The 20,959-nt window shown below is 39.8% G+C and carries 12 protein-coding genes; 9 read left to right on the top strand and 3 right to left on the bottom strand.

Features of this window, described 5'->3' with window-relative positions:
* Positions 1–79 precede the first annotated feature (79 nt).
* The 3 genes from ML462_RS01270 to ML462_RS01260 all read right to left on the bottom strand — a co-directional run bounded on the left by ML462_RS01270 (position 80) and on the right by ML462_RS01260 (position 3,899).
* Positions 80–856 carry a TIGR03915 family putative DNA repair protein gene (locus tag ML462_RS01270; protein WP_240711918.1) on the bottom strand — a complete coding sequence of 259 codons (777 nt, stop codon included), beginning with the start codon at positions 854–856 and terminating at the stop codon, positions 80–82.
* Complete coding sequence (locus ML462_RS01265; protein ID WP_240711917.1) at positions 853–2,115, bottom strand: putative DNA modification/repair radical SAM protein; 1,263 nt, start codon at positions 2,113–2,115, stop codon at positions 853–855. The genes ML462_RS01270 and ML462_RS01265 overlap by 4 nt, the downstream gene beginning before the upstream one ends.
* 92 nt (positions 2,116–2,207) lie before the next feature.
* Positions 2,208–3,899 (bottom strand): sulfatase family protein, encoded by a 1,692-nt coding sequence (locus ML462_RS01260; protein WP_240711916.1) that lies wholly within the window; start codon positions 3,897–3,899, stop codon positions 2,208–2,210.
* 92 nt (positions 3,900–3,991) lie between these two features.
* Here ML462_RS01260 and ML462_RS01255 point away from each other — a divergent pair, with 92 nt between their 5' ends.
* The 9 genes from ML462_RS01255 (at position 3,992) to ML462_RS01215 (ending at position 20,939) form a co-directional block, all read left to right on the top strand.
* Positions 3,992–6,733, top strand: coding sequence for a helix-turn-helix and ligand-binding sensor domain-containing protein (locus ML462_RS01255; RefSeq protein WP_240711915.1), 2,742 nt, complete (start codon positions 3,992–3,994; stop codon positions 6,731–6,733).
* 226 nt (positions 6,734–6,959) lie between these two features.
* The gene (locus ML462_RS01250; protein ID WP_240711914.1) at positions 6,960–9,986 is read left to right on the top strand and encodes a SusC/RagA family TonB-linked outer membrane protein; all 3,027 of its coding nucleotides are present in this window, start codon (positions 6,960–6,962) and stop codon (positions 9,984–9,986) included.
* An 11-nt stretch (positions 9,987–9,997) separates the two neighbouring features.
* Positions 9,998–11,527, top strand: coding sequence for a RagB/SusD family nutrient uptake outer membrane protein (locus ML462_RS01245; RefSeq protein ID WP_240711913.1), 1,530 nt, complete (start codon positions 9,998–10,000; stop codon positions 11,525–11,527).
* Positions 11,528–11,559: 32 nt separating this feature from the next.
* Entirely contained in the window at positions 11,560–13,275 is a 1,716-nt protein-coding gene (locus tag ML462_RS01240) for a LamG-like jellyroll fold domain-containing protein (RefSeq protein ID WP_240711912.1), read from the top strand.
* Positions 13,276–13,392: 117 nt separating this feature from the next.
* On the top strand, positions 13,393–14,742 hold the full coding sequence (locus tag ML462_RS01235; protein ID WP_240711911.1) for a glucoamylase family protein: 1,350 nt from the start codon (positions 13,393–13,395) through the stop codon (positions 14,740–14,742).
* A 101-nt stretch (positions 14,743–14,843) separates the two neighbouring features.
* Positions 14,844–16,901 carry a glucoamylase family protein gene (locus ML462_RS01230; protein WP_240711910.1) on the top strand — a complete coding sequence of 686 codons (2,058 nt, stop codon included), beginning with the start codon at positions 14,844–14,846 and terminating at the stop codon, positions 16,899–16,901.
* Positions 16,902–16,939: 38 nt separating this feature from the next.
* Entirely contained in the window at positions 16,940–18,319 is a 1,380-nt protein-coding gene (locus ML462_RS01225; protein WP_240711909.1) for a glucoamylase family protein, read from the top strand.
* Entirely contained in the window at positions 18,309–19,112 is an 804-nt protein-coding gene (locus ML462_RS01220) for a carboxylesterase family protein (protein ID WP_240711908.1), read from the top strand. Before ML462_RS01225 ends, ML462_RS01220 begins: the two co-directional genes overlap by 11 nt.
* 24 nt (positions 19,113–19,136) lie before the next feature.
* Positions 19,137–20,939: a family 43 glycosylhydrolase gene (locus tag ML462_RS01215; protein ID WP_240711907.1), complete on the top strand. Its 1,803-nt coding sequence runs from the start codon at positions 19,137–19,139 to the stop codon at positions 20,937–20,939.
* Positions 20,940–20,959: the final 20 nt, after the last annotated feature.

Below are 20,959 nucleotides of genomic sequence, written 5' to 3'. Positions count from 1 at the left end.
CAACAGCAAATAGTACGAATAATTTTTTCATTGTTATAATGTTTAATTAGTTGAAGCGCCAAAGTTAAACAAATTTTAATTATGTAAAAGTACTCTTTTCACTTAAATATTTCCAATATCGTTTTGGTACGTGTTGTACATGAAGCCGCATATTTGCTCTGCTTTTGATGTTCGTAGCCTCAAAATACTCCTTCCATAATTTCTGAAAATAAATTTCGCCGGGATCAAAATATTCTAGATTACCGCCAGAAATTCCCATATCTTCAGGTAAGTCCATCGATACATATTCGGTTTTATTAAGGTCATAGAAACAACCAAATTTTCTTTTTAGGTCATATATGAGCCATTTCTGATCTGCATATCTGCTCTTAAAATGTTTCTTGATAATTGGCAGTACATTAAAATCAGGTTCAATAATGGCAAAATAAATATCATCTTTGGTTAACCTGAACCTTACGAATGCCTCCATACGGTGTTTTTCCCTGCCTACCTTCTTCGCGGTTTTAGTGATTTCTAATACTGCAGGGTTGGAATAATCTGAATCGACTTTTTGCTTCTTTGAAAAAATGTAATTTATCATTTGAAGCAACTTCAATTCAATGCCGGTTTCTTCACTAAGGAAAGCCCATTTTATTCTTAAAAATCCATTTGAAGAGGTCTTGGTTTTCAGACCCTTTAATACCCTAAGGGCTTTAGATTCTTCCGTAAGTACATTTTCGGTTTCACAAAATAACTGGCTTTGATCCAGCCCAGCCGGGATGATCTCCACTACCTTTATTTTTTGTTCATACGATAGAAAAACGCAACAAAGGAAACCCATAAAAGTGCCATCATATGTAAGGACTTTTTCGGTCATTGGAATAGGCTTAATTGATTGTTGATATCCTTTCGGAATTTACTCTGAGAATTCTGGAGAATGATGGATTTTAAATTTTCACTAGAAAGGTCTTTGAGTTCTTTTTCGCGTGAATCACAGGTAATAAAGTACTTAGCCCGGTTCATGGCAATACCAATTTTTTTGAGATGCTCCCAGTTTAATTTTGTGAATTTTCGGGCCTGGATGATCTTATTTACCGATTTTAATCCAATTCCAGGGATTCTCAATAGAAGCTTTTTTTCAACCCTGTTCACATCAACTGGAAACAATTGTCGGTTTCTTAGAGCCCAACTTAACTTTGGGTCTATTTCCATATCCAAATGCTGATGTTGTTCGTTTAAAAGTTCCCGTATATCGAAACCATAAAAACGCATAAGCCAGTCTGTTTGATATAATCGATTTTCCCGGAGCATAGGTACCTGTGAACCTATGGCAGGAAGCCTTGGGTCATTACTTACGGGGACGTATCCGGAGTAATAGACCCGCTTCATATTATATTTCCTGTAAAAAAACGCAGAGGAATACATGATGTCACGGTCACTTTCCCCAGTGGCGCCAACGATCATTTGAGTGCTCTGCCCGGCTGGAGCATATTTGGGAGTGCTTTTAATCAGTTTAGATTCGTGTTTATACTGAATGATCTCATTTTTAACCTTTTCCATTGGTTTCATAAAATCTTCGTGATCCTTATCAGGTGCTAGTAATTTTAATCCAGATTTCGTAGGTATCTCGATGTTAACGCTTAACCTGTCAGCATATAATCCAGCCTCACGCATAAGTTCGTCGCTGGCCCCCGGAATACTTTTAAGGTGAATATACCCGTTGAAATTCTCTTCTTCGCGCAGTTTTTTAGCCACCCTTATAAGTCTTTCCATAGTATGGTCGGCGCTTTTAAAAATTCCTGAACTCAGGAAAAGGCCTTCTATATAATTTCTCCTGTAAAAGCTAATGGTTAAGTCTACAACTTCCTGAACCTTGAAAGCTGCTCTTTTTATATCATTGCTTTTCCTGGTAACGCAATATGCGCAATCGAAGATACAATGGTTGGTAAGTAAGATTTTAAGAAGTGATACGCAGCGCCCGTCTTGAGTGTAGGAATGGCAGATTCCCATCCCGGAGGAATCACCTAAACCTTTTTTAGTATTTTTTCTTTTACTGCCGCTGCTCGAACAGGATACATCGTATTTAGCTGCATCTGCCAGTATTTCTAACTTTTCCTTGATACGATCGAAATCCATATAATTGGAATTTTTCCAAAATTAGGAAAAATTCCAATTATATGGATTGAAAGTTTATGAAAAGAATTAGCTCATATAGTTTGAAAATGAGCTTAATCCACCTCTAAAGATTTTTCTTCAGGGTAAGTCTCAGGGTTTTCACCTGCTAACCTTGCAAAATTTCTATATGCCTGATCTACTTTTTCTTTAGGTGTAGTTTGGAATTCTTCTTCGGTCACCTCATATTTTTCCTGAAGTTCCTTTAATTCAGCATGAAGATTTTCCTGAATCTCCGCATATTCCGGGTTATTATATAGATTATTTACTTCTTTAGGATCTTTCTCGAGATCGTAAAGTTCCCATTCGTCGATATCATCATAGAAATGTATCAATTTATAGCGCTCCGTGCGCACTCCATAATGTCTTTTAACCATATGGAAGGCGGGGAAATCATAATAATGATAGTATACTGCATCTCTAAATTCACCCTCGTTCGTACCCGTTAGGAGGGGTTTTAAAGATTTTCCCTGCATAGCCTCTGGAATTTCTGCTCCCGCGAAATCTAAAAAAGTAGGGGCAAAATCAAGATTTTGGGTTAGAGCATCTATAATAGTTCCTTTTTCTACCATAGGTGGGTATTGAATCATTAGGGGCATTGCCAGAGATTCTTCATACATGAACCTCTTGTCAAAGAAGCCTTTTTCGCCAAGATAGAACCCTTGATCTGTAGTATATACAATAATGGTATTCTCGGTTAAACCTTGCTCCTCCAGATAATCCAGAATTTTGCCTACGCCTTCATCCACAGCCTGAACTGTTCCCATATAATCCCGCAAATATCTTTGTCCTTTCCATTCTGCAAGCTCTCTTCCGCTTAAATTCTTATCATGGAAAGCGTCATTTTTTGGTCGATAGGCGTCATTCCAGGCCTTCCTTTGTTCTGCGGTCATCCTGTCGAAATCTGAAGTCCATGGATTGTGTCTTAATGAATCACTTCCCTTGGATACCGTCATTTTCAGGTCGTGCCCTTCATACATGTCTTCATATATCGTTTGAAGCTGCTGTTGGGAAGCAACCTGACCTTCATGTTTCGAGAAATAGGTGTCTGGAAGGGGAAAAGTAACTGAATCATAAGTATTGATGTGTCTTATTGGGGGCATCCAGTTTCTATGTGGCGCTTTATGGTGTACCATAAGGAAGAAAGGTTCATCTTTATTACGATTAGATTTCAACCAGTCTAAACCCATATCTGTAATGATATCAGTGGCATAACCATTCACAATTGTTGTGTCATTCTGATGGATAAATTCCGGGTTATAATAATTTCCCTGATCATTTAATATATTCCAGTAATCAAATCCCTGTGGTTGGCCGTGAAGATGCCATTTCCCAACGATCGCTGTTTGATACCCTTCTTTTTTCAGGAATTTTGGCAGGGTAGGTTGGGAACCGTCAAATACTTCCCCGTTCATTCTAAATCCGTTAATATGACTGAATTTTCCCGTTAGTATAACCGCTCGGCTAGGACCGCAAATTGAGTTTGTACAAAAGTTATTCTGAAATTTGGCCCCATTATTCGCAATCCGGTCAATATTAGGAGTCGGGGCCAATTGGCTTACCGGGTGTCCATACGCACTTATAGCCTGGGCTGCATGGTCATCGGTCATTATAAAAACAATATTCGGTCTTTCAGGTTTTTTGTCATTCCCAGGATCTTCCTGTGTCTCGTTTTTACAGCCAGTAATGATAAGGCTGAGTATAAATAGAACTTTAAAAAAATCGGGAATTGATGCGTTTTTATACATGGAATATAATTTTAGAAGTGAAAACTACGAAAATTTTCGTTGAGAATTAGTAATTTTCACCTGCACAAAAACTGCTCAAATCAATTTATAGAATGTTTCTGAAGTTTTTCAAAAGTCTGATTTTATTGGTTTTAATGGTGAATTTCTCTTATTCACAGGAACTTGTACCACCTATACAAAATTACGCACCTTCTGAATATTCAGCAGCCAGCCAGAATTGGGGAATTGCCCTTGATGAGAAAGGGATAGTTTATGTTGCCAATAGTCAGGGTTTGCTCGTTTTCGATGGTATTTCGTGGGAGTTGTTCCCACTAGAAAGTGAATCGATCATTCGATCTGTTTATCCATATAAGGATCGAATCTATACCGGTTCCTACCAGGAATTTGGGTACTGGGAAAATAGTGCAGATGGACGTATGGAGTATACTTCCCTAACTCCATTAATGCAGGACCTTAGCATGCAAAGCGATGAGTTTTGGGAAATTAAAGCTCATGAAGATGCAATATATTTCAGGTCTTTTGGTGCAGTTTATAAATACAAGAAAGATAAAATCTCCAGGATTGGCGATGTGGTTGCCTCTTCAATAGGTGTCTACCAGGGGCGTTTAATACTTGCGCCTAGAAATAATGGGATTGCTTATGTAGATGGTGAAGGGGAAATGAAGCCCCTTGAAGGTGATCTTAAAATCCTGGATGGGGAGAATATTGTAGCCCTCGAGGAAGTTGGTTCCAAACTTTTTATTGCCAGCAGAGAATCCTTGTACGTTTATGAAAATGCTAAGGTTGAACGTGTTGAAAACAAACCATTAAATGAAGTTATAGAAAGGGCCGAAATAAATCATATTATCTCGGTATCACAGAATGAGATTATTCTTGGAACCATTAAGGAGGGAATCATTCAGTATGATTTTAGGAATCAGGATATTCATATGTATGGTCGTTCTTCCGGTCTCCAAAACAATACTATTCTAGGAATGGCCTATTTTGATCAAAAATTATGGCTCTCTCTGGATAAAGGTGTGGATATGATAGACCTGCACTCTCCTATAAAATTTTATACAGACAATACCGGGGAACTTGGTGCAGTCTATGATTTTCATAAATATGGTAATAATCATTATTTAGCTAGTAATACCGGAGTATATAATTTCTCTAATGGGAAACTGCAATTGGTTGAAAATGCTGAAGACCACACCTGGAACCTTGAGGAGATAGGAGGCCAATTATACGCTAACCATAACTCCGGGTTCTATGGTATAAATAATAGTCAGTTTGAGCCAATCGATACCAGGACGGGTAGTTTCACGGTAAATAAGATCAATGACTCAGGTGATGAATTACTCATCGGGAATTATACAGGTTTAAGTTTATATAATACGAAGTCTGGTGAGGTGAAAGAGTTGGATAGTGTAAATTTTCCAGTGAAGGGTTTTATTCTGGAAAATCGTAACACGATATGGGCCGCGCATGCCTATGAAGGAATTTATAAAATTACCCATAGAGAATTTGAAACGATTGAAGTAAGAAAAATTGAGCCTCTGGGTGATAAGGAAAATTTCAATCCAAGTATATATAAGCTGAATAATCAGGTAACCGCTTTTGTTGGAGGTAAATGGTATAAATACAATCCTTTTGAAGATAAATTTCAGGCTTTTAGGGAACTGCAAACCTTTAACGGTTCAAACTTGATATTTAAAGGCGAAGACTTCTACAGCTTTGTGGATACAGATGAGGGCCATTTAATTATTACTGACCTAAAAGGTGAAAGGATTTCTCTTAGCTCAGAGGATCTAAATTACAGGCTGGTGAAATCCAACGAAAACTTTATCCGGTATAATGATTCAATATTTTATGTTACCCTAAATGACGGTTTTGCCCGGGTGAATTTGAATAAACTCAGGGAGAAGCAGGAAGGTCAATGGGTTAGTAACCCAATTATAAAGGAATTCACAGATGAAACCAAACGTCATTCTATAGCTACTACACCTGTGATTCCATTTAATGACTCTGGCAATATCCTGGTAAAGGTTGGACTACCGGTCTCCAGGGCGAAAAAGCTGATTTATTCGCTGGAAGGGGAGGAATCATTAAATGGAGTTGTTAACTCCGGGACTTTAAATTTCCGAAATCTGAGTCATGGCGATTACCATCTCGTGCTCACAGCGGTTGGAAATTCAGCAAACGAAGTCACTTCGGAAAGTTTTGCTTTTTCAATTGCACCACCCTGGTATCTTTCTCCGTTGATGAAATTTGTTTATGTTCTTATGTTTCTATCTGTTGTTTTACTGGTCTATTGGCTTAATCAGCAAAAGCTTAGGAAACATCAGTTACAGCTGGAGGCTAAATTCGAGAAGGAACACTCAGATAGGCTGAATCGTATTGAAAAAGAGAGGTTGATAAACGAAATAGACCTGAAGAGAAAAGAATTAGCCAATACAACTATGATGGCTGCCAAGAAAAATGAAGTTTTAATGGAGATTCAGGGTGAATTGAACAAGGATAAAAGCAAATTTTCAAATCAGTTTCGTATTAAGCATATTATGAATAAGATCAACAGTGCGGTGAAGAACAAGGATGAGTGGAAGGTTTTTGAAACAAATTTCAATGAAGTACATGAAGATTTCTTCAAGGATGTACTTGAGAAATATCCGAAATTAACCAGTAAGGATCTTAAACTTTGTTCTTACCTAAAAATGAATTTAAGCTCCAAAGAGATTGCCCCTTTAATGGGTATTTCTGTTAGGGGAGTAGAAGTCCATCGTTATAGATTAAGAAAAAAGATGGATCTTGATACCGATGTTAATTTGACAAAATTTTTGATAAAGAATTTCTAAATTCGGATTAAATCGCCCTAAAATTATCAAAAAAATACTACTACATTACTACATCATAGGCTAAAAAAACTTGCCAAAAATTACTTCAAAAAATTTTTAAATACTTGTTATTCAAATAAATAAGACTTATTTTGCTATGAAGTAGTAGTTGTGTACTACAACGATTGCGTTAAAAACGCATTTGAACGTATCTTTCAAGTACAAATTAAGCAAACAACCAATAAGTATGAATGTAAAACTATTTTTGGCTAGTGTATTCTTTTTGGTCTTTTCTGGGCTAACATATGCACAACAAACAAAAACCATTAGTGGTACTGTTACAGATGGAAATCAGGTTCCTTTACCTGGTGCTGAAGTAAAGGTTATAGATAAATCGATCTTTAGCGTAACAGATTTTGACGGTAATTTTACTCTAGAAGGCGTTGAATCAGGAGATGTTTTTAGAGTTACATTTTTAGGCTTCTCACCACAAGAAATGGAGGTAGGAAGCAGTAATGAGTATTCCGTGGTTCTTCAGGAAGATGCCGGTCAGCTAGACGAAGTCGTTGTAGTTGGTTATGGTACGCAGAAGAAAAGGGACCTTACCGGTTCGATTGTCTCCGTAGATGCAGAGGAGATCGAGAAAACGCCTACTTCCAACGCGATGCAATCGCTTCAGGGAAAAGTTCCCGGGGTTCAGATCGTTTCTGCAGGTAGTCCAGGTAACTCTCCAACAGTTCGTATTAGGGGTCTGGGTACCTATAATACCGATTCCGGAGATTCGAATGTATTATATGTAGTTGATGGTGCTTTTTATGATAATATAGATTTCCTAAATACTAAGGATATTAAATCTATAAACGTTTTAAAGGATGCTTCTTCATCTGCTATATATGGTGTTAGAGCAGCGAACGGGGTTGTGATTATCGAAACCAAATCTGGTAAGATCAATCAGAAGCCTCAATTCGAGTATGATGGTTATACCGGGGTTCAGGTAGCCAATAACGTGGTAAAAATGGCTAACGCAGAGCAATTTGTAACCATGGTGCAGGAATCTGGATCAGAGGCCGAACAACAATATATTCTTAACGCAATGCAGCGTTATGGTCGCAGCAGGGTGAATCCTAATGTACCAGATGTAAATACCGATTGGTATAATGAAATTATGAGACCTGGAATAATTCAGAGTCATAGTATAGGTGTTTCCGGTGGAGGAGAGCAGGTTGCTTACTCTATGGGGGTTAACTATTTTGACCAGGAAGGTATTCTGGATATGAAGAATGAGTATGAGCGATTCAATATTCGTTCTAAAATGGATGTTGATATTTCTGACAGGTTTAGAGGAGGGGTAAATGCTGTTTTTAGTAATGCTACCAAATACAATCCTGAAAATGCCGCGTGGTTCAAAGCTTATTTTGCGGTACCTATCATGCCGGTCATCGATTCTTTAAATACAAATGCAACTCCTGTAAGATATTCTAATGCTCAGAATTTGGGATATAGAGGTATTCAAAACCCTTTCACCGACCTTAATTACAATAATGACAGGGAAAAAATAAGGAAATTACTAACCAACGTTTATTTCGAAGGAGATTTAATTGAAGACAAACTTACATTCAAAACTTCTTATAGTCATAATTATTCGGCTTTTGAAAACCGTTATGTAAACCTTCCTTTCACCCTAGGAAACAACTTCGAAAGAATTTCTTCTATTGAAAGACAACAGAATAACTTCTCTAATCAGTATTGGGATAATACCTTAACCTATAATGACGAATTTGGGGACCATGATCTAACCGTTCTTGCCGGACATTCCTATAGGGATGAAGCGGCAAACAGATTTAGAGCTACTGGTGAGAATATTCGAGGAATTAGATTCGATTCAAGCTGGTATCTGGATTTTGCAGATCCGTTATCGTTTTCAGATAATGTTCGAGAAGAATTTGATAGAATCTATGGTCTTTCTTTCTTTGGAAGAATAGCTTATGATTTCAAAGATAAGTATCTTGCTTATGGTACAGTTAGATATGAGAGATCTTCGAAATTTACCAAAGACCCATGGGGATTATTCCCTTCCGTTGGTCTGGGATGGGTAGTTTCTGAAGAAAGCTTTATGGAGAATGTAGATTTCTTAAGCTTCTGGAAGCTTAGAGCTTCATACGGTCAGTTAGGAAATGATAATGTTGTAGCAAGTTCAGGTACTAATACCATTGATAATGTATTCGCAGATTTTGGTGATCAGGCTTTAAACGGATTTACTTCTACCAGCGTATTTACAGATAATACCTGGGAAAGAGTAGTGGAATATAACTTTGGTACTGACATTAACATGTTTGATGACCGACTAAATGTAACAGCAGATTACTACATTAGAGATACAGAAGATGCAATTATGCCTATTACCATCCCGGTAATTAATGTAGTTCTTCAACAGAATGCGGGAACAATCAGAAACCAGGGTCTTGAGTTAGGGATTAACTGGCAGGATAATGTATCTGAAGATTTTAGCTACAGAATTGGAGCTAACCTAACAACTATTAATAATGAGGTAACTGAAATTAATAACGAAGAAGGTTTTATCAACGCTGGTTCAGCAGAATTCAGGCAGATCACCAGAATTGGAGATCCAATTCAGGCATTTTTCGGGTACGAAGTAGAAGGAGTTTACCAGAATCAGGCAGAGGTTGATGCCGATCCTTTTGCGGCTAATCAGCCAGAAGCGAATTTGATGCCGGGAGACCTTATCTATAAGGATCAGAATGGAGATGGATTCATCAATGCCGATGATAGGGTGATCCTTGGATCGTTTCTTCCAGACTTTACTTTTGGAGGTAACATAGGGCTAAACTATAAAGCTTTTGATTTCTCAATGAGCTTTTACGGTCAGGTTGGAAATAAGATCCTGAACCGAAAAAGAGGTGAAATAATCTTTACTCAGGATACTAATATGGATGCAGATTTAGCTATTAACAGATGGCACGGTGAAGGAACAAGTAATACTTACCCTTCTTCTGCCGGATTACGTAAGCTATGGAATCAGCAATTAAGTGAATTCTGGGTTGAAGATGGAGACTTTTTCAGGATCCAGAACATCCAGGTTGGTTATACGATCAAGTCTGATGATCTTCCGCAAACCAGAGTATATTTCACTGCAGAAAGACCATTTACATTCTTCGATTACAATGGATTTGATCCTGAAGTAAATGACGGTGTAGATAGACAAACCTATCCGGTGCCATCGATCTATACAGTTGGTATAAATGTTAAAATATAAAAAATTGCACCATGAAAAATTTAATTATTAAAAGTATCTATTGCTGCCTTTGTGCAGTATTATTACTGGGAGCATCTGCTTGTAGTGACAAGTTCGATACTCGGGAAGGACAATTATCTTCTTCTGCCATAGATTATACAGATCCAAGTCAGATGATAGGGGCTTTAATTGGAGCCTACAACGTAGTTGGTACAAGAGGTTGGGAAGAACCACTTCTTCTTTCTGTACGTGGAGATGATGTAAATGCCGGTGGTCTGGGCGATCAGCAGCCATTTGCAGATACAGATCAGTATGTTTACAACAAAGATTATTGGATGTATAATTCACTATGGAACGGTCATTATAGCGATATTATCGACCTGAATACTGCCATCTTACAGATCGAGAACTTTATGGAGTTCATGGAAGGTGAAGACCTTGAAAGAGCTCAACAGTATATCGCCGAGATCAAAGTTCTTAGAGGCTGGCTGCACTTGAATATTACACGTACTTATGAGGACGTATATATTTATAGAACTAATGAACCGGCAACCGAGATCGAAGAGAACGGAATTTCTTCAAAAGAAGAGGTGCTTCAGTTCATTTCAGACGAGATGGATGAGGCCATCCCTAATCTTCCAGATCAAAGACCGAATGAGCGTACAGATTTGCCAGGTGGTGTAACAATGTACACGGCATACGCTTTAAAAGCCATTGCTAATCTTGAACTTGAAAACTACCAGGCTGTGGCCGACGCGACTGGTGAAATTATTAGTTCAGGAAAGTTTTCGCTTTATCCAGATTATTACCAGTTATTCAAAAAACCAGGTGAATTAAGTGATGAGTCTCTTTTTGAGATCCAGTATTCAGACTTCGGTAATTCTACCGGTGACAGTTTCTATCACCTATATGCTCCGTTTGGACCACAAGGTTGGGAACCAGTTAGAGAAAATGCTTCCGGCGGATGGGGATTTTTTGAACCAAGTATGAAGTTTATCAAATTTATGATAGAACGTGATGATGAGACCAGGCTTGTAACAAGTGTTAACTTTACTAACCGTGGAATCCAGGCCTTGGAGGATGATGGTGTTGATGTACCATCTTATGTAAGCAACACTACACCTTCTGGAGATGTTCTAAATGATTATGCCAGAGCTTTTTTCTCCAGTGGTAAACAATACCTTCCTTCTGTCCAGTTGACCGAAGGTAGAAATAATTACTCTGCAGGTAAGAACTATATAGTAATGAGATATGCAGAAGTATTATTAATGTATGCCGAGGCCGTGGTTCGTGGAGCTAACGGTACAGGAATGACTGCAGATCAGGCTGTAAACACCGTTAGAAACAGAGCCGGACTAGGAAACTTAAGTGGTGTGACTATCGATGATGTAATGGATGAGAAATTTGCTGAGTTAGCCATGGAATGGGGTATTCGTTATTATGACATGATTAGATTAGATAATTATGACGAATTGAGTTATGATGGTAGATCATTCTCTGCTGCAGATGAATATCTTCCTTATCCGCAGGCTCAGGTAGACGCTTTACCATTAGGTGATTAATTCGATTTGAAAACTGAATAAAAGACAAAACCATGAAAAATTATAAAATAAAATTACTGGGAGTTCTTTCGTTTTTGTTGGCGCTGGCAGCTTGTGAAGTTGATGGTATCGATCCAATTACGGAAGTAGACCCGGGTGCAGATCAGGGAGCTCCTGAAGTTACCATCACCTCTCCGGCAGAAGGTAATACTATTAAGGTACTGGAAGAGATATCCAGTGTCACTATTGCCTTCAGAGTTGTTGATGATATTGAGATAGCTAGTATCGAGGTAATGGTAGATGGAAGTATGATCGCAGAAATGAGTGAGTTCAAAGATTATAGAATCGTTGATGATCAGGTAGTTTTTAATAATGTTACCAATGGCGAACACACTGCCACGGTAAAGGCGACAGATTTGGAAGGAAATGTAACTACTCAAACCGTTAATTTCAGCAAAGAGCCTCCATACACTCCTAAGTTTCAGAATGAATATTTATATATGCCATTTGATGGAGATTATGTAGATCTTATTACCCTTAAAAGTGCCGATGTTACCGGAAGTCTGCAATTTGCAGGAGAATCTTTTCTGGGATCAAATTCCTTTACCGCTGCCTCAGACTCTTATCTTACTTTTCCATTTGATGGAACCATAGGTACTGAATTTACTGCTTCTTTCTGGTATAATGTAAACGCCGATCCCAACAGGGCAGGAATTCTTGTAGCAGGTGATGATGCTGATGATCGCATGCAGGGATTCAGACTTTTTAGAGAAGGAGGGCCAGATGCGCAAACCATTAAGCTGAATGTTGGAACCGGGAGTGGTGAAGTATGGAATGATGGTGGTGTGATAGATCCTACTAACGACGGTTGGGTACATGTTGCATTTACGGTTAATTCTGAACAAACTGTTATTTATTTAGATGGTAACCCCGTAAATACAGGGAATATGGCTGGAGCAAGTATTGACTGGTCTGGTGTTCAGGAATTAACTATTGGTTCTGGAGGTGAAACTTTCAGTTATTGGGACCATTTACATGATACCAGTTCTTTAGATGAGCTTAGATTCTTTGATATAGCCCTTTCTCAGGATGAAATTCAGAATTTGATCAATGCTTCTTCTGAAACATTAAAAATTTCATTTGATGGTTCTTACCAGGATGCTTCTTCAAACCGTGAAATAACCGCGGTTGGAAATCCCGGATTCGCAGGTGAATCTGTAGAAGGAAATAATGCTTATGCAGGTGCAGCAGATTCGTATTTAACCATGCCTTCTGAAGGTTTGATGAGTCCTACTTTTAGTGCTACCTTCTGGTACAAGGCAGATGCCACTGCTTCCCGTGCAGGAATTTTAGTGATTGGTCCTGAGGATACAGCAAATCCAGATGCTCAAAATTTACGAACCAGCGGTTTCCGACTTTTTAGAGAAGGGAATGAAAATGAACAAACTATCAAACTTAACGTTGGTACGGGGGAAGCCGAAAGTTGGAATAACGGTGGTACTATAGATGTAACTGCCGGTGAATGGGTTCATGTGGCTTTTACCATTTCTGAAACTGAATCTGCCTTGTATTTAAATGGTGAATTGGTTAATACCGGTGACCTGAGCAACCCGATATCCTGGAATGGAACCGATATGGTTTCTGTAATGTCTGGTGCTCCAAGATTCACAGGTTGGAATCACCTGGCCGATACCAGTTTTATGGATGACCTGACTTTTTATAATAAAGTTCTTACACAGGAAGAAATCCAGGCCGATATGGCTCTATAGATCTTAAAATGAGGCTTTGGGTCAATGGCCTGAAGCCTTTCTCTTATAAATTTTCTTATTGACTAATAATAATTTCTGCCCCAGTTCAATGAGCCCGGAGTAGAGAAAAGGTGAACTATGTTTAAAATTGAACTTTCCAGATTAGTTGTTTTAGCAGGATTTTTCCTATTATTCTCCTGCAGTGAAGATTCAGGACCGGGATATCAGGAACCTTATGTGCCAGATCCTGATGACGATGGTGGTTCGCAGGTACCCGAACTTAGTGATGACGAGCTTCTTGATTTGGTGCAGGAACAAACATTTAACTATTTCTGGGATTTCGCAGAATCAAACAGTGGTTTAGCGAGAGAACGATCGCAAGACAACGCATATGGCGGTCAGGGTGCAGATATTGTAACCACTGGGGGTAGTGGTTTCGGCCTTGCTTCTTTCCCCGCTGCGGTAGAACGTGGCTGGATTACTAAAGATGCTGCAGAAAGCCGACTGGAAAAAGTACTCGATTTCCTTGAGGAAATACCTAAATATCACGGTGCCTTTTCTCACTGGTATTTGGGAAGTACTGCCCAAACCAGGCCATTTAGTGACCTGGATGATGGTGGTGACCTGGTGGAAACAGCCTTTTTAATGCAGGGGCTTTTAATTTGCCGTGCCTATTTCGATAATGAAGAAATCGATTCAAGAATTACGTCATTATGGGAAAATGTAGAATGGGACTGGTATACCAACGGTGAGAATGTGCTTTACTGGCACTGGTCTCCAAATCATGATTTTCAAATCAATCTGCCTATTAAAGGTTGGAATGAATCCCTGATCGTATACGTGCTAGCGGCTTCCTCACCTACCCATCCTATATCTAAAGAAATCTATACTCAAGGTTGGGCTTCCAACGGAAATATGGTAACCAGTAGATCGCATTATGGAATCGATATGCCTTTAGGTCCATCTTTTGGTGGCCCACTTTTCTTTAGTCATTATTCTTTTATTGGGCTGGATCCAAGAAATCTTCAGGACCAATATGCCAATTATTGGGATCAGAATACGGCTCACGCAATGATCAATTATGAATATTGCGTTCGAAATCCAAAGAATTTTGAAGGCTACGGAATGGATTCCTGGGGTCTTACTGCCTCTGATAATATGAACGGATATGCGGCCCATAGCCCTACCAATGACCTGGGAGTGATTACTCCCACGGCCGCATTATCCTCATTTCCATACACTCCTGATGAATCCATGCGGGCACTTCGACATTTTTTTGAAGACCTGAAAGATGATCTTTGGGGAGATTATGGGTTCTATGATGCTTTTTCTCAGGAGAATGATTGGTTTGCCAATGGCTACCTCGCCATAGACCAGGGTCCCATTGTGGCCATGATCGAAAATTACAGAAGCCAGTTGCTCTGGAATCTTTTTATGAGTGACGAGGAGATTCAGGCGGGACTTGATAAACTCGATTTTACATACTAAGAATGAAATTGCAGAGCCTGCTCATATTAATAGCAATCTTGCCAGTTTCAATCCTGGGACAGGAACCGGAATACCATAAGGTTTTTTTCGAAAACAGCCTTATGGAAAAAAGCTGTTACCACAGTGAGGTGAATTATTCGTCACCTTCCTTTGTCCTGAATATTGAAAAAAAGTTGCCGGTAAATAATTCTGAAGCATTTACTCCTGGGAACAGCCTTTCCCTTATTTATGATTCAGCTGAAGGCGGTAACTGGAAAGTAAACCTGAAGTTTCCGAAATGGCGTGGGAAAGATCATTTTAAGGAAGCAGATGAACTTAGTTTTTGGATCTATATAAATTCTGAAACTCAACTGGCCGATCTTCCAGAAATATCCCTGAAACAAAATGCTTCTTTATCTGAAACCCTAAAATTAGCTGAAGTAGTAGGTAACTTTAAAAAACAGGATTGGTTTCAGGTTCGTATTTCGCTGGAAAGTTTTGGATTGGAAACTTCAGATAGATCCCAAATCTCCGAAATTCAGTTTTCCCAGTCTTCCGAGAGTACAGGCAACCATGAGATGTTTATTGATCAGGTAGAACTTATAGATTCAAAAGAAATTACAACTGTTCCGGAAAAAATAGAAATTCGATCGGCCAAAGCTTACGAAAGACATGTGGAACTGAACTGGGAAAAACCAGATACAGATAAAGTTCGGTATATAAAGATTTACAGGTCTCAAAATCAGGGTGAATTTGAAGCGGTTGGCGTGCAGAACACCCAGCACTTTTCAAAATACACCGATTTTACCGGAGAGGCCAATCAGCAATATTCATATAGAATAAGTGCCGTTGGAAATGACTATTCTGAATCGGAACTTTCAGAAACAGTAGATGTTGAAACCAGGTTAATGAGTGATGAGGACTTACTCACCATGGTTCAGGAGGCTTCTTTCAATTATTACTGGGATGGAGCAGAAGAGCAAAGCGGCCTCGCTCTTGAAAATATTCCTGGAAGAAAGAATATGATCGCCTCGGGAGCTTCAGGTTTTGGCGTGATGGCCTTAATTGTTGGTGCTGAACGAAATTTTATTACCAGGGATCAATTCATAGACCGAATGGAAAAGATCCTCAATTTTCTTGAAAAAGCAGAACGTTTTCACGGAGCCTACTCCCATTTTATTGATGGTCCTACGGGTAAGGTCGAGCCTTTCTTCGGAAAAAAAGATAATGGAGCCGATCTGGTGGAAACTTCTTTTTTAATGCAGGGGTTGCTCACGGTTAGACAATATCTCTCTGAAGATAACGCTGCTGAAAAAAAACTTCGTGAAAGGATCACCAAAATCTGGGAAGGAGTAGAGTGGGACTGGTTCGTCCAGGAAAACAGCAGTGATTACCTCACCTGGCACTGGTCACCAGATCAGCAATGGGTGATAGACCATCAGTTAATTGGATGGAACGAAACCATGATCACCTATTTTCTCGCAATTGCTTCTCCAACTAACGGAGTGGATGCTGAAATGTATTATTCCGGTTGGGCAAGCCAGGAAAAAAAGGCACAGAATTACCGCTCCAATTGGGGAGAAGGTCCCGAGGGAGCTATGTATACGAATAGAACGAATTACTTCGGAATTCCCTTAGAGGTTGGAGTTGGAGTAGGCGGACCATTGTTTTTCACTCATTATTCCTATTTAGGCCTGGACCCTAACAAAATGGAAGATAAATACGTGAATTATTTTGAGAATAATCAGGATATCGTATTGATTAATTATCGCTATAGCCTGGAGAATCCCGGTGGTTATGAAGGCTACGGCAAAAATAGCTGGGGTCTTACCGCCAGTGACGGACCAACGGGGTATAAAGCCAGGGAAGCAAAGCCATCTCAGGATGATGGAACTGTAGCCCCTACCGGTGCGATTGCCTCTTTTCCCTACACGCCAGAAAAATCTTTAGATGCCCTAAAGCATTTCTATAGGAATTACGGAAGTTTTCTATGGGGTGAATATGGTTTTAGAGATGCATTTAATTTATCTGAAGACTGGACAACGCCAATTTATATGGGACTTAACCAGGCTCCAATGACCGTTATGATCGAAAATCATCGTACGGGGCTTTTGTGGAAACTGTTTATGCAGAATAAGGAAGTTCAGGAAGCTTTGGAAAATATTAAATCTCAAAAATAAATTTTCAACCGAAGAAAACATTAAACAAGTAACCAATCATGTTAAAGCGATTTATAATAATTACAGTTTTTGGAGGCTTATTTTTTACCTCTTGTAAGAATTCTGAAAAAGAGCAGGAAGACCTGGCCGTTAACCAGACAAATGAAGAACAACTGCTTTCAGATGAAGCCTTACTGGATACCGTTCAGAAGCAAACCCTGAAATATTTCTGGGATTATGCTGAACCCAATAGCGGACTTGCTCGCGAACGGTTTCATCCAGATGGTAATTACCCGAAAGAAGATTCACATGTTGTGACCACAGGTGGTACAGGTTTCGGATTAATGGGGATAATTGCAGGAATTGAAAGAGGTTTTATTCCACGGGATTCAGCAGTAGCCAGATTGGCAAAGATCGCCGCCTTTCTTGAAAAAGCACCGAGATATCATGGCGCCTGGCCACACTGGCTCAACGGCGAAACTGGGGGAACCAGGGCCTTCAGTGAAAAAGATGACGGTGGTGACATAGTTGAAACTTCCTTCCTGGCACAGGGTTTTATCGTGGTTCGTGAATATCTAAAAAACGGTTCAGCAGAAGAGCAGAAAGTAGCTCAGAAATACGATGAATTATGGAAAGGAATCGAATGGGACTGGTACACGAATAACCGTGACGGACTCATCTGGCACTGGTCGCCAAAATATGATTTTGAAAAGAACTTTTTGATCCAGGGTTATAATGAATGTTTGATAACTTATATAATGGGAGCTTCCTCACCAGATCATTCTATAGATGCGGCGGCTTACCACGAAGGCTGGGCCCGCGGTGGTAGTTTCACTACAGATGCAGAGGCTTACGGAATGCCATTAATTCTGAAACATAATACCCGGGGAGATAAAGGCGGACCCTTGTTCTGGGCACATTACTCTTACCTCGGGTTAAATCCGAAAGGATTATCCGATAAATATGCCAATTACTGGGATTTGAACGTTAATCACAGCCTGATCAATTACGAATACTGCCAGGAGAATCCTAAGAATTTCGAGACCTACGGTCCAAATTCCTGGGGCCTTACAGCGAGTTATACTAAAAAGGAAGATGGTGGAATCGGTTACACGGCTCATTCACCTGATAACGATAAAGGAGTTGTTTCGCCAACAGCAGCCATCAGCTCTATTCCTTATACTCCGGAACAATCGATGGATGCCATGCGTTATTTCTTTACAGATCTGAACGATCTGCTTTGGGGACCTGCCGGTTTTTATGATGCTTATAGTCTGGAAGGTGAAAAGTGGGTGGCTCCGCAATATTTAGCGATAGATCAGGGGCCAATGGTAGTAATGATTGAAAATTATCGATCTGGTTTGATCTGGGATCTGTTTATGCAGGCCCCGGAAGTACAAAACGGACTCAAAAAACTTGGATTTAATTATGAAAAATAAGCTGAATTATTCCATTTTTATCTTTTTCTTCCTCATGCTGATGCAGTCGGTTTCAGTATTTGCGCAGGATAAAGAGGCTTTCCTGCGAGAAACATTCATTAGCGGTGGCGATACCTTGAATTACAGAATCCTCTACCCGGAGAACTTTTCCGAAGCTGAAGAATATCCGCTGGTATTGGTATTGCATGGTGCAGGAGAGCGCGGTGACAATAATGAAGCCCAGCTGGTGCACGGAAGCGATATATTTCTGAAAACTGAAAATCGCGAGGATTTTCCTGCCGTAGTCATTTTTCCGCAGGCCCCTAAAGACGACTACTGGGCCAAAGTAGAGGTGAAGCGTGATACCATGCCTTTTCAATTCGATTTTAAGAATACCGAAGCACCTACTAAATCGTTGAAACTGGTTATGGAGCTAATGGAAGAAATGGTAGCACAGGATTTTGTTCAGGAAAACCAAGTTTATGTGGGAGGACTTTCCATGGGTGGAATGGGAACTTTCGAGATCCTTTATAAAAAACCGGAAATGTTCGCAGCGGCCTTTGCTATTTGCGGAGGTGCTAACCCCGAGATTGCCAGTGAATACAGAAAAGGCCTGCCTATCTGGATTTTCCATGGAGAAAAAGATGATGTGGTACCGCCACATTTGTCAAAAACCATGGCCAGGGAGATCAATCACCAAGGTGGGAATGCCAAATTATCGCTGTATCCAGAAGATAATCATAACAGCTGGGATTCGGCATTTTCTGAGCCTTACCTATTACCATGGTTATTTTCACAAAAATTGAATGATTAAAAAATGTTTACAGCCCTAAAAAGAATGAGTCAATTAAAAACCATATTTTTCTGTCTAGCTTTTCTGCCGGTTTTCAGCAATGCGCAGGAAGTATTGCCAGAAACTTATATCAATCCCTTGGATATAGATTATACGTATATGGTCTATAATTCAGCAAAGAATATTTCTTATCGTTCCGGGGCAGATCCTGCGGTAATCGAATACCGGGGTGAATATTTTATGTTTGTGACCAGATCATTTGGTTACTGGCATTCCAAAGACCTGGTAAACTGGGAATTCATCAAGCCAAAACAATGGTTTTTCGAAGGCTCTAACGCGCCAACAGCCTTTAATTACAAGGACTCCCTGGTTTATTTCGCCGGTGATCCTGCGGGCTACGGCAGTATACTTTATACCGATGATCCTAAAAAAGGTGAGTGGACGCCAACGGCTTCCATCACCAGCAATATTCAGGATTCAGAATTGTTTATCGATGACGATGGAAAAACTTACCTCTACTGGGGGTCGTCAAACGTACATCCACTTAGGGTGAAAATGCTGGATAAGGACGACCGTTTTATTGAGACTGGTGTTCAAAAAGACCTGATTAATCTCGTGGAGGAGGAACACGGCTGGGAGCGATTTGGAGAGAACAATTATCACCCAACCCTAAAAGAAGGTTATATGGAAGGCGCTTCCATGACCAAGCATAATGGCAAATATTACCTGCAATATGCCGCGCCGGGAACTCAGTTCAATGTGTATGCAGATGCGGCCTATATTGGAGAGACTCCTTTGGGACCTTTCAAATACATGAAAAATAATCCATATAGTTTTAAACCAGGCGGATTTACTAACGGAGCCGGTCATGGGATCACCGTGAAGCAAACCAATGGGCAGTACTGGCATTTTGCTACGATGGCCCTGGCTTCTAATTCGCACTGGGAAAGACGACTTTGCATGTTTCCCACCTATTTTGATGAAGAAGGTTTGATGTATACCAATACCAGTTATGGCGATTACCCGTTACACGCTCCAGATCATCCTACCAAAGCCGGGCAACATACTGGATGGATGCTACTTTCCTATAAAGGAAAAGCAACTGTTTCGTCATCCCAAATGCAGATAAGTAAAAGTACCTCTACAGATGGGCAATTTGATATTGCTGAAATGCCTTTGAAGAAAGATTCAGAAGGAGCGATCATTTCTGAAGTTCTTACCGACGAAAGTCCAAAATCTTTTTGGGTGGCTGAAGAGAACGACGATAATCAATGGGTAGAGATCGAAATGCTCCAGCCTGGAAATATTAATGCCCTTCAACTAAATTTTCATGATCAGGAATCTGAAATTTACACCAGAACCGAAGGATTAAGACATCGCTTTACGATCGAGATTTCAGAAAACCGAAGGGATTGGAAAACCATTGTAGATAGAAGCAATAGTTTTGAAGATGCTCCTAACGCCTATATCACTTTGAAAAATCCCGTAAAAGCAAAATATGTTCGCTATAACAATGTGAAAGTTCCAGGGAATAACCTGGCACTTTCCGAAATTAGGGTCTTCGGAAAAGGCCTTGGGAAAAAACCTACTCAAGTTAAAGGTTTTGAGGTGACCCGCCAGGACGATCGAAGAGACGCTTCCTTTAAATGGGAACCTGTAAAAGGTGCCCAGGGCTATAATATTCGCTGGGGGATAGCTCCAGATAAGCTATACCAGTCATGGTTGATTTATGGGGAAACCGAACATTTTATGAGGAACCTGGATAGAGATACCCAGTATTACTTTACGATAGAAGCATTTAACGAAAATGGAATTTCGGAAAGGACCGAAATAGTTCCGGTAAAATAAATTTAAAAACTAATTCAATA

Origin of the sequence: Christiangramia lutea (assembly GCF_022489035.1) — a bacterium.
GTDB lineage: Bacteria > Bacteroidota > Bacteroidia > Flavobacteriales > Flavobacteriaceae > Christiangramia > Christiangramia lutea.
Note: the sequence above shows the minus strand (reverse complement) of the source record. Positions and strands in the feature narration are given on the sequence as shown.

Bases quoted from the DNA above. Each gene is read 5' to 3' on its own strand.
- ML462_RS01255 (WP_240711915.1), top strand. From the start codon at position 3,992: ATGTTTCTGAAGTTTTTCAAAAGTCTGATTTTATTGGTTTTAATGGTG.
- ML462_RS01220 (WP_240711908.1), top strand. From the start codon at position 18,309: ATGAAAAATAAGCTGAATTATTCCATTTTTATCTTTTTCTTCCTCATG.
- ML462_RS01225 (WP_240711909.1), top strand. From the start codon at position 16,940: ATGTTAAAGCGATTTATAATAATTACAGTTTTTGGAGGCTTATTTTTT.
- ML462_RS01235 (WP_240711911.1), top strand. From the start codon at position 13,393: ATGTTTAAAATTGAACTTTCCAGATTAGTTGTTTTAGCAGGATTTTTC.
- ML462_RS01250 (WP_240711914.1), top strand. From the start codon at position 6,960: ATGAATGTAAAACTATTTTTGGCTAGTGTATTCTTTTTGGTCTTTTCT.
- ML462_RS01215 (WP_240711907.1), top strand. From the start codon at position 19,137: ATGAGTCAATTAAAAACCATATTTTTCTGTCTAGCTTTTCTGCCGGTT.
- ML462_RS01260 (WP_240711916.1), bottom strand. From the start codon at position 3,899: ATGTATAAAAACGCATCAATTCCCGATTTTTTTAAAGTTCTATTTATA.
- ML462_RS01265 (WP_240711917.1), bottom strand. From the start codon at position 2,115: ATGGATTTCGATCGTATCAAGGAAAAGTTAGAAATACTGGCAGATGCA.
- ML462_RS01230 (WP_240711910.1), top strand. From the start codon at position 14,844: ATGGAAAAAAGCTGTTACCACAGTGAGGTGAATTATTCGTCACCTTCC.
- ML462_RS01245 (WP_240711913.1), top strand. From the start codon at position 9,998: ATGAAAAATTTAATTATTAAAAGTATCTATTGCTGCCTTTGTGCAGTA.
- ML462_RS01240 (WP_240711912.1), top strand. From the start codon at position 11,560: ATGAAAAATTATAAAATAAAATTACTGGGAGTTCTTTCGTTTTTGTTG.
- ML462_RS01270 (WP_240711918.1), bottom strand. From the start codon at position 856: ATGACCGAAAAAGTCCTTACATATGATGGCACTTTTATGGGTTTCCTT.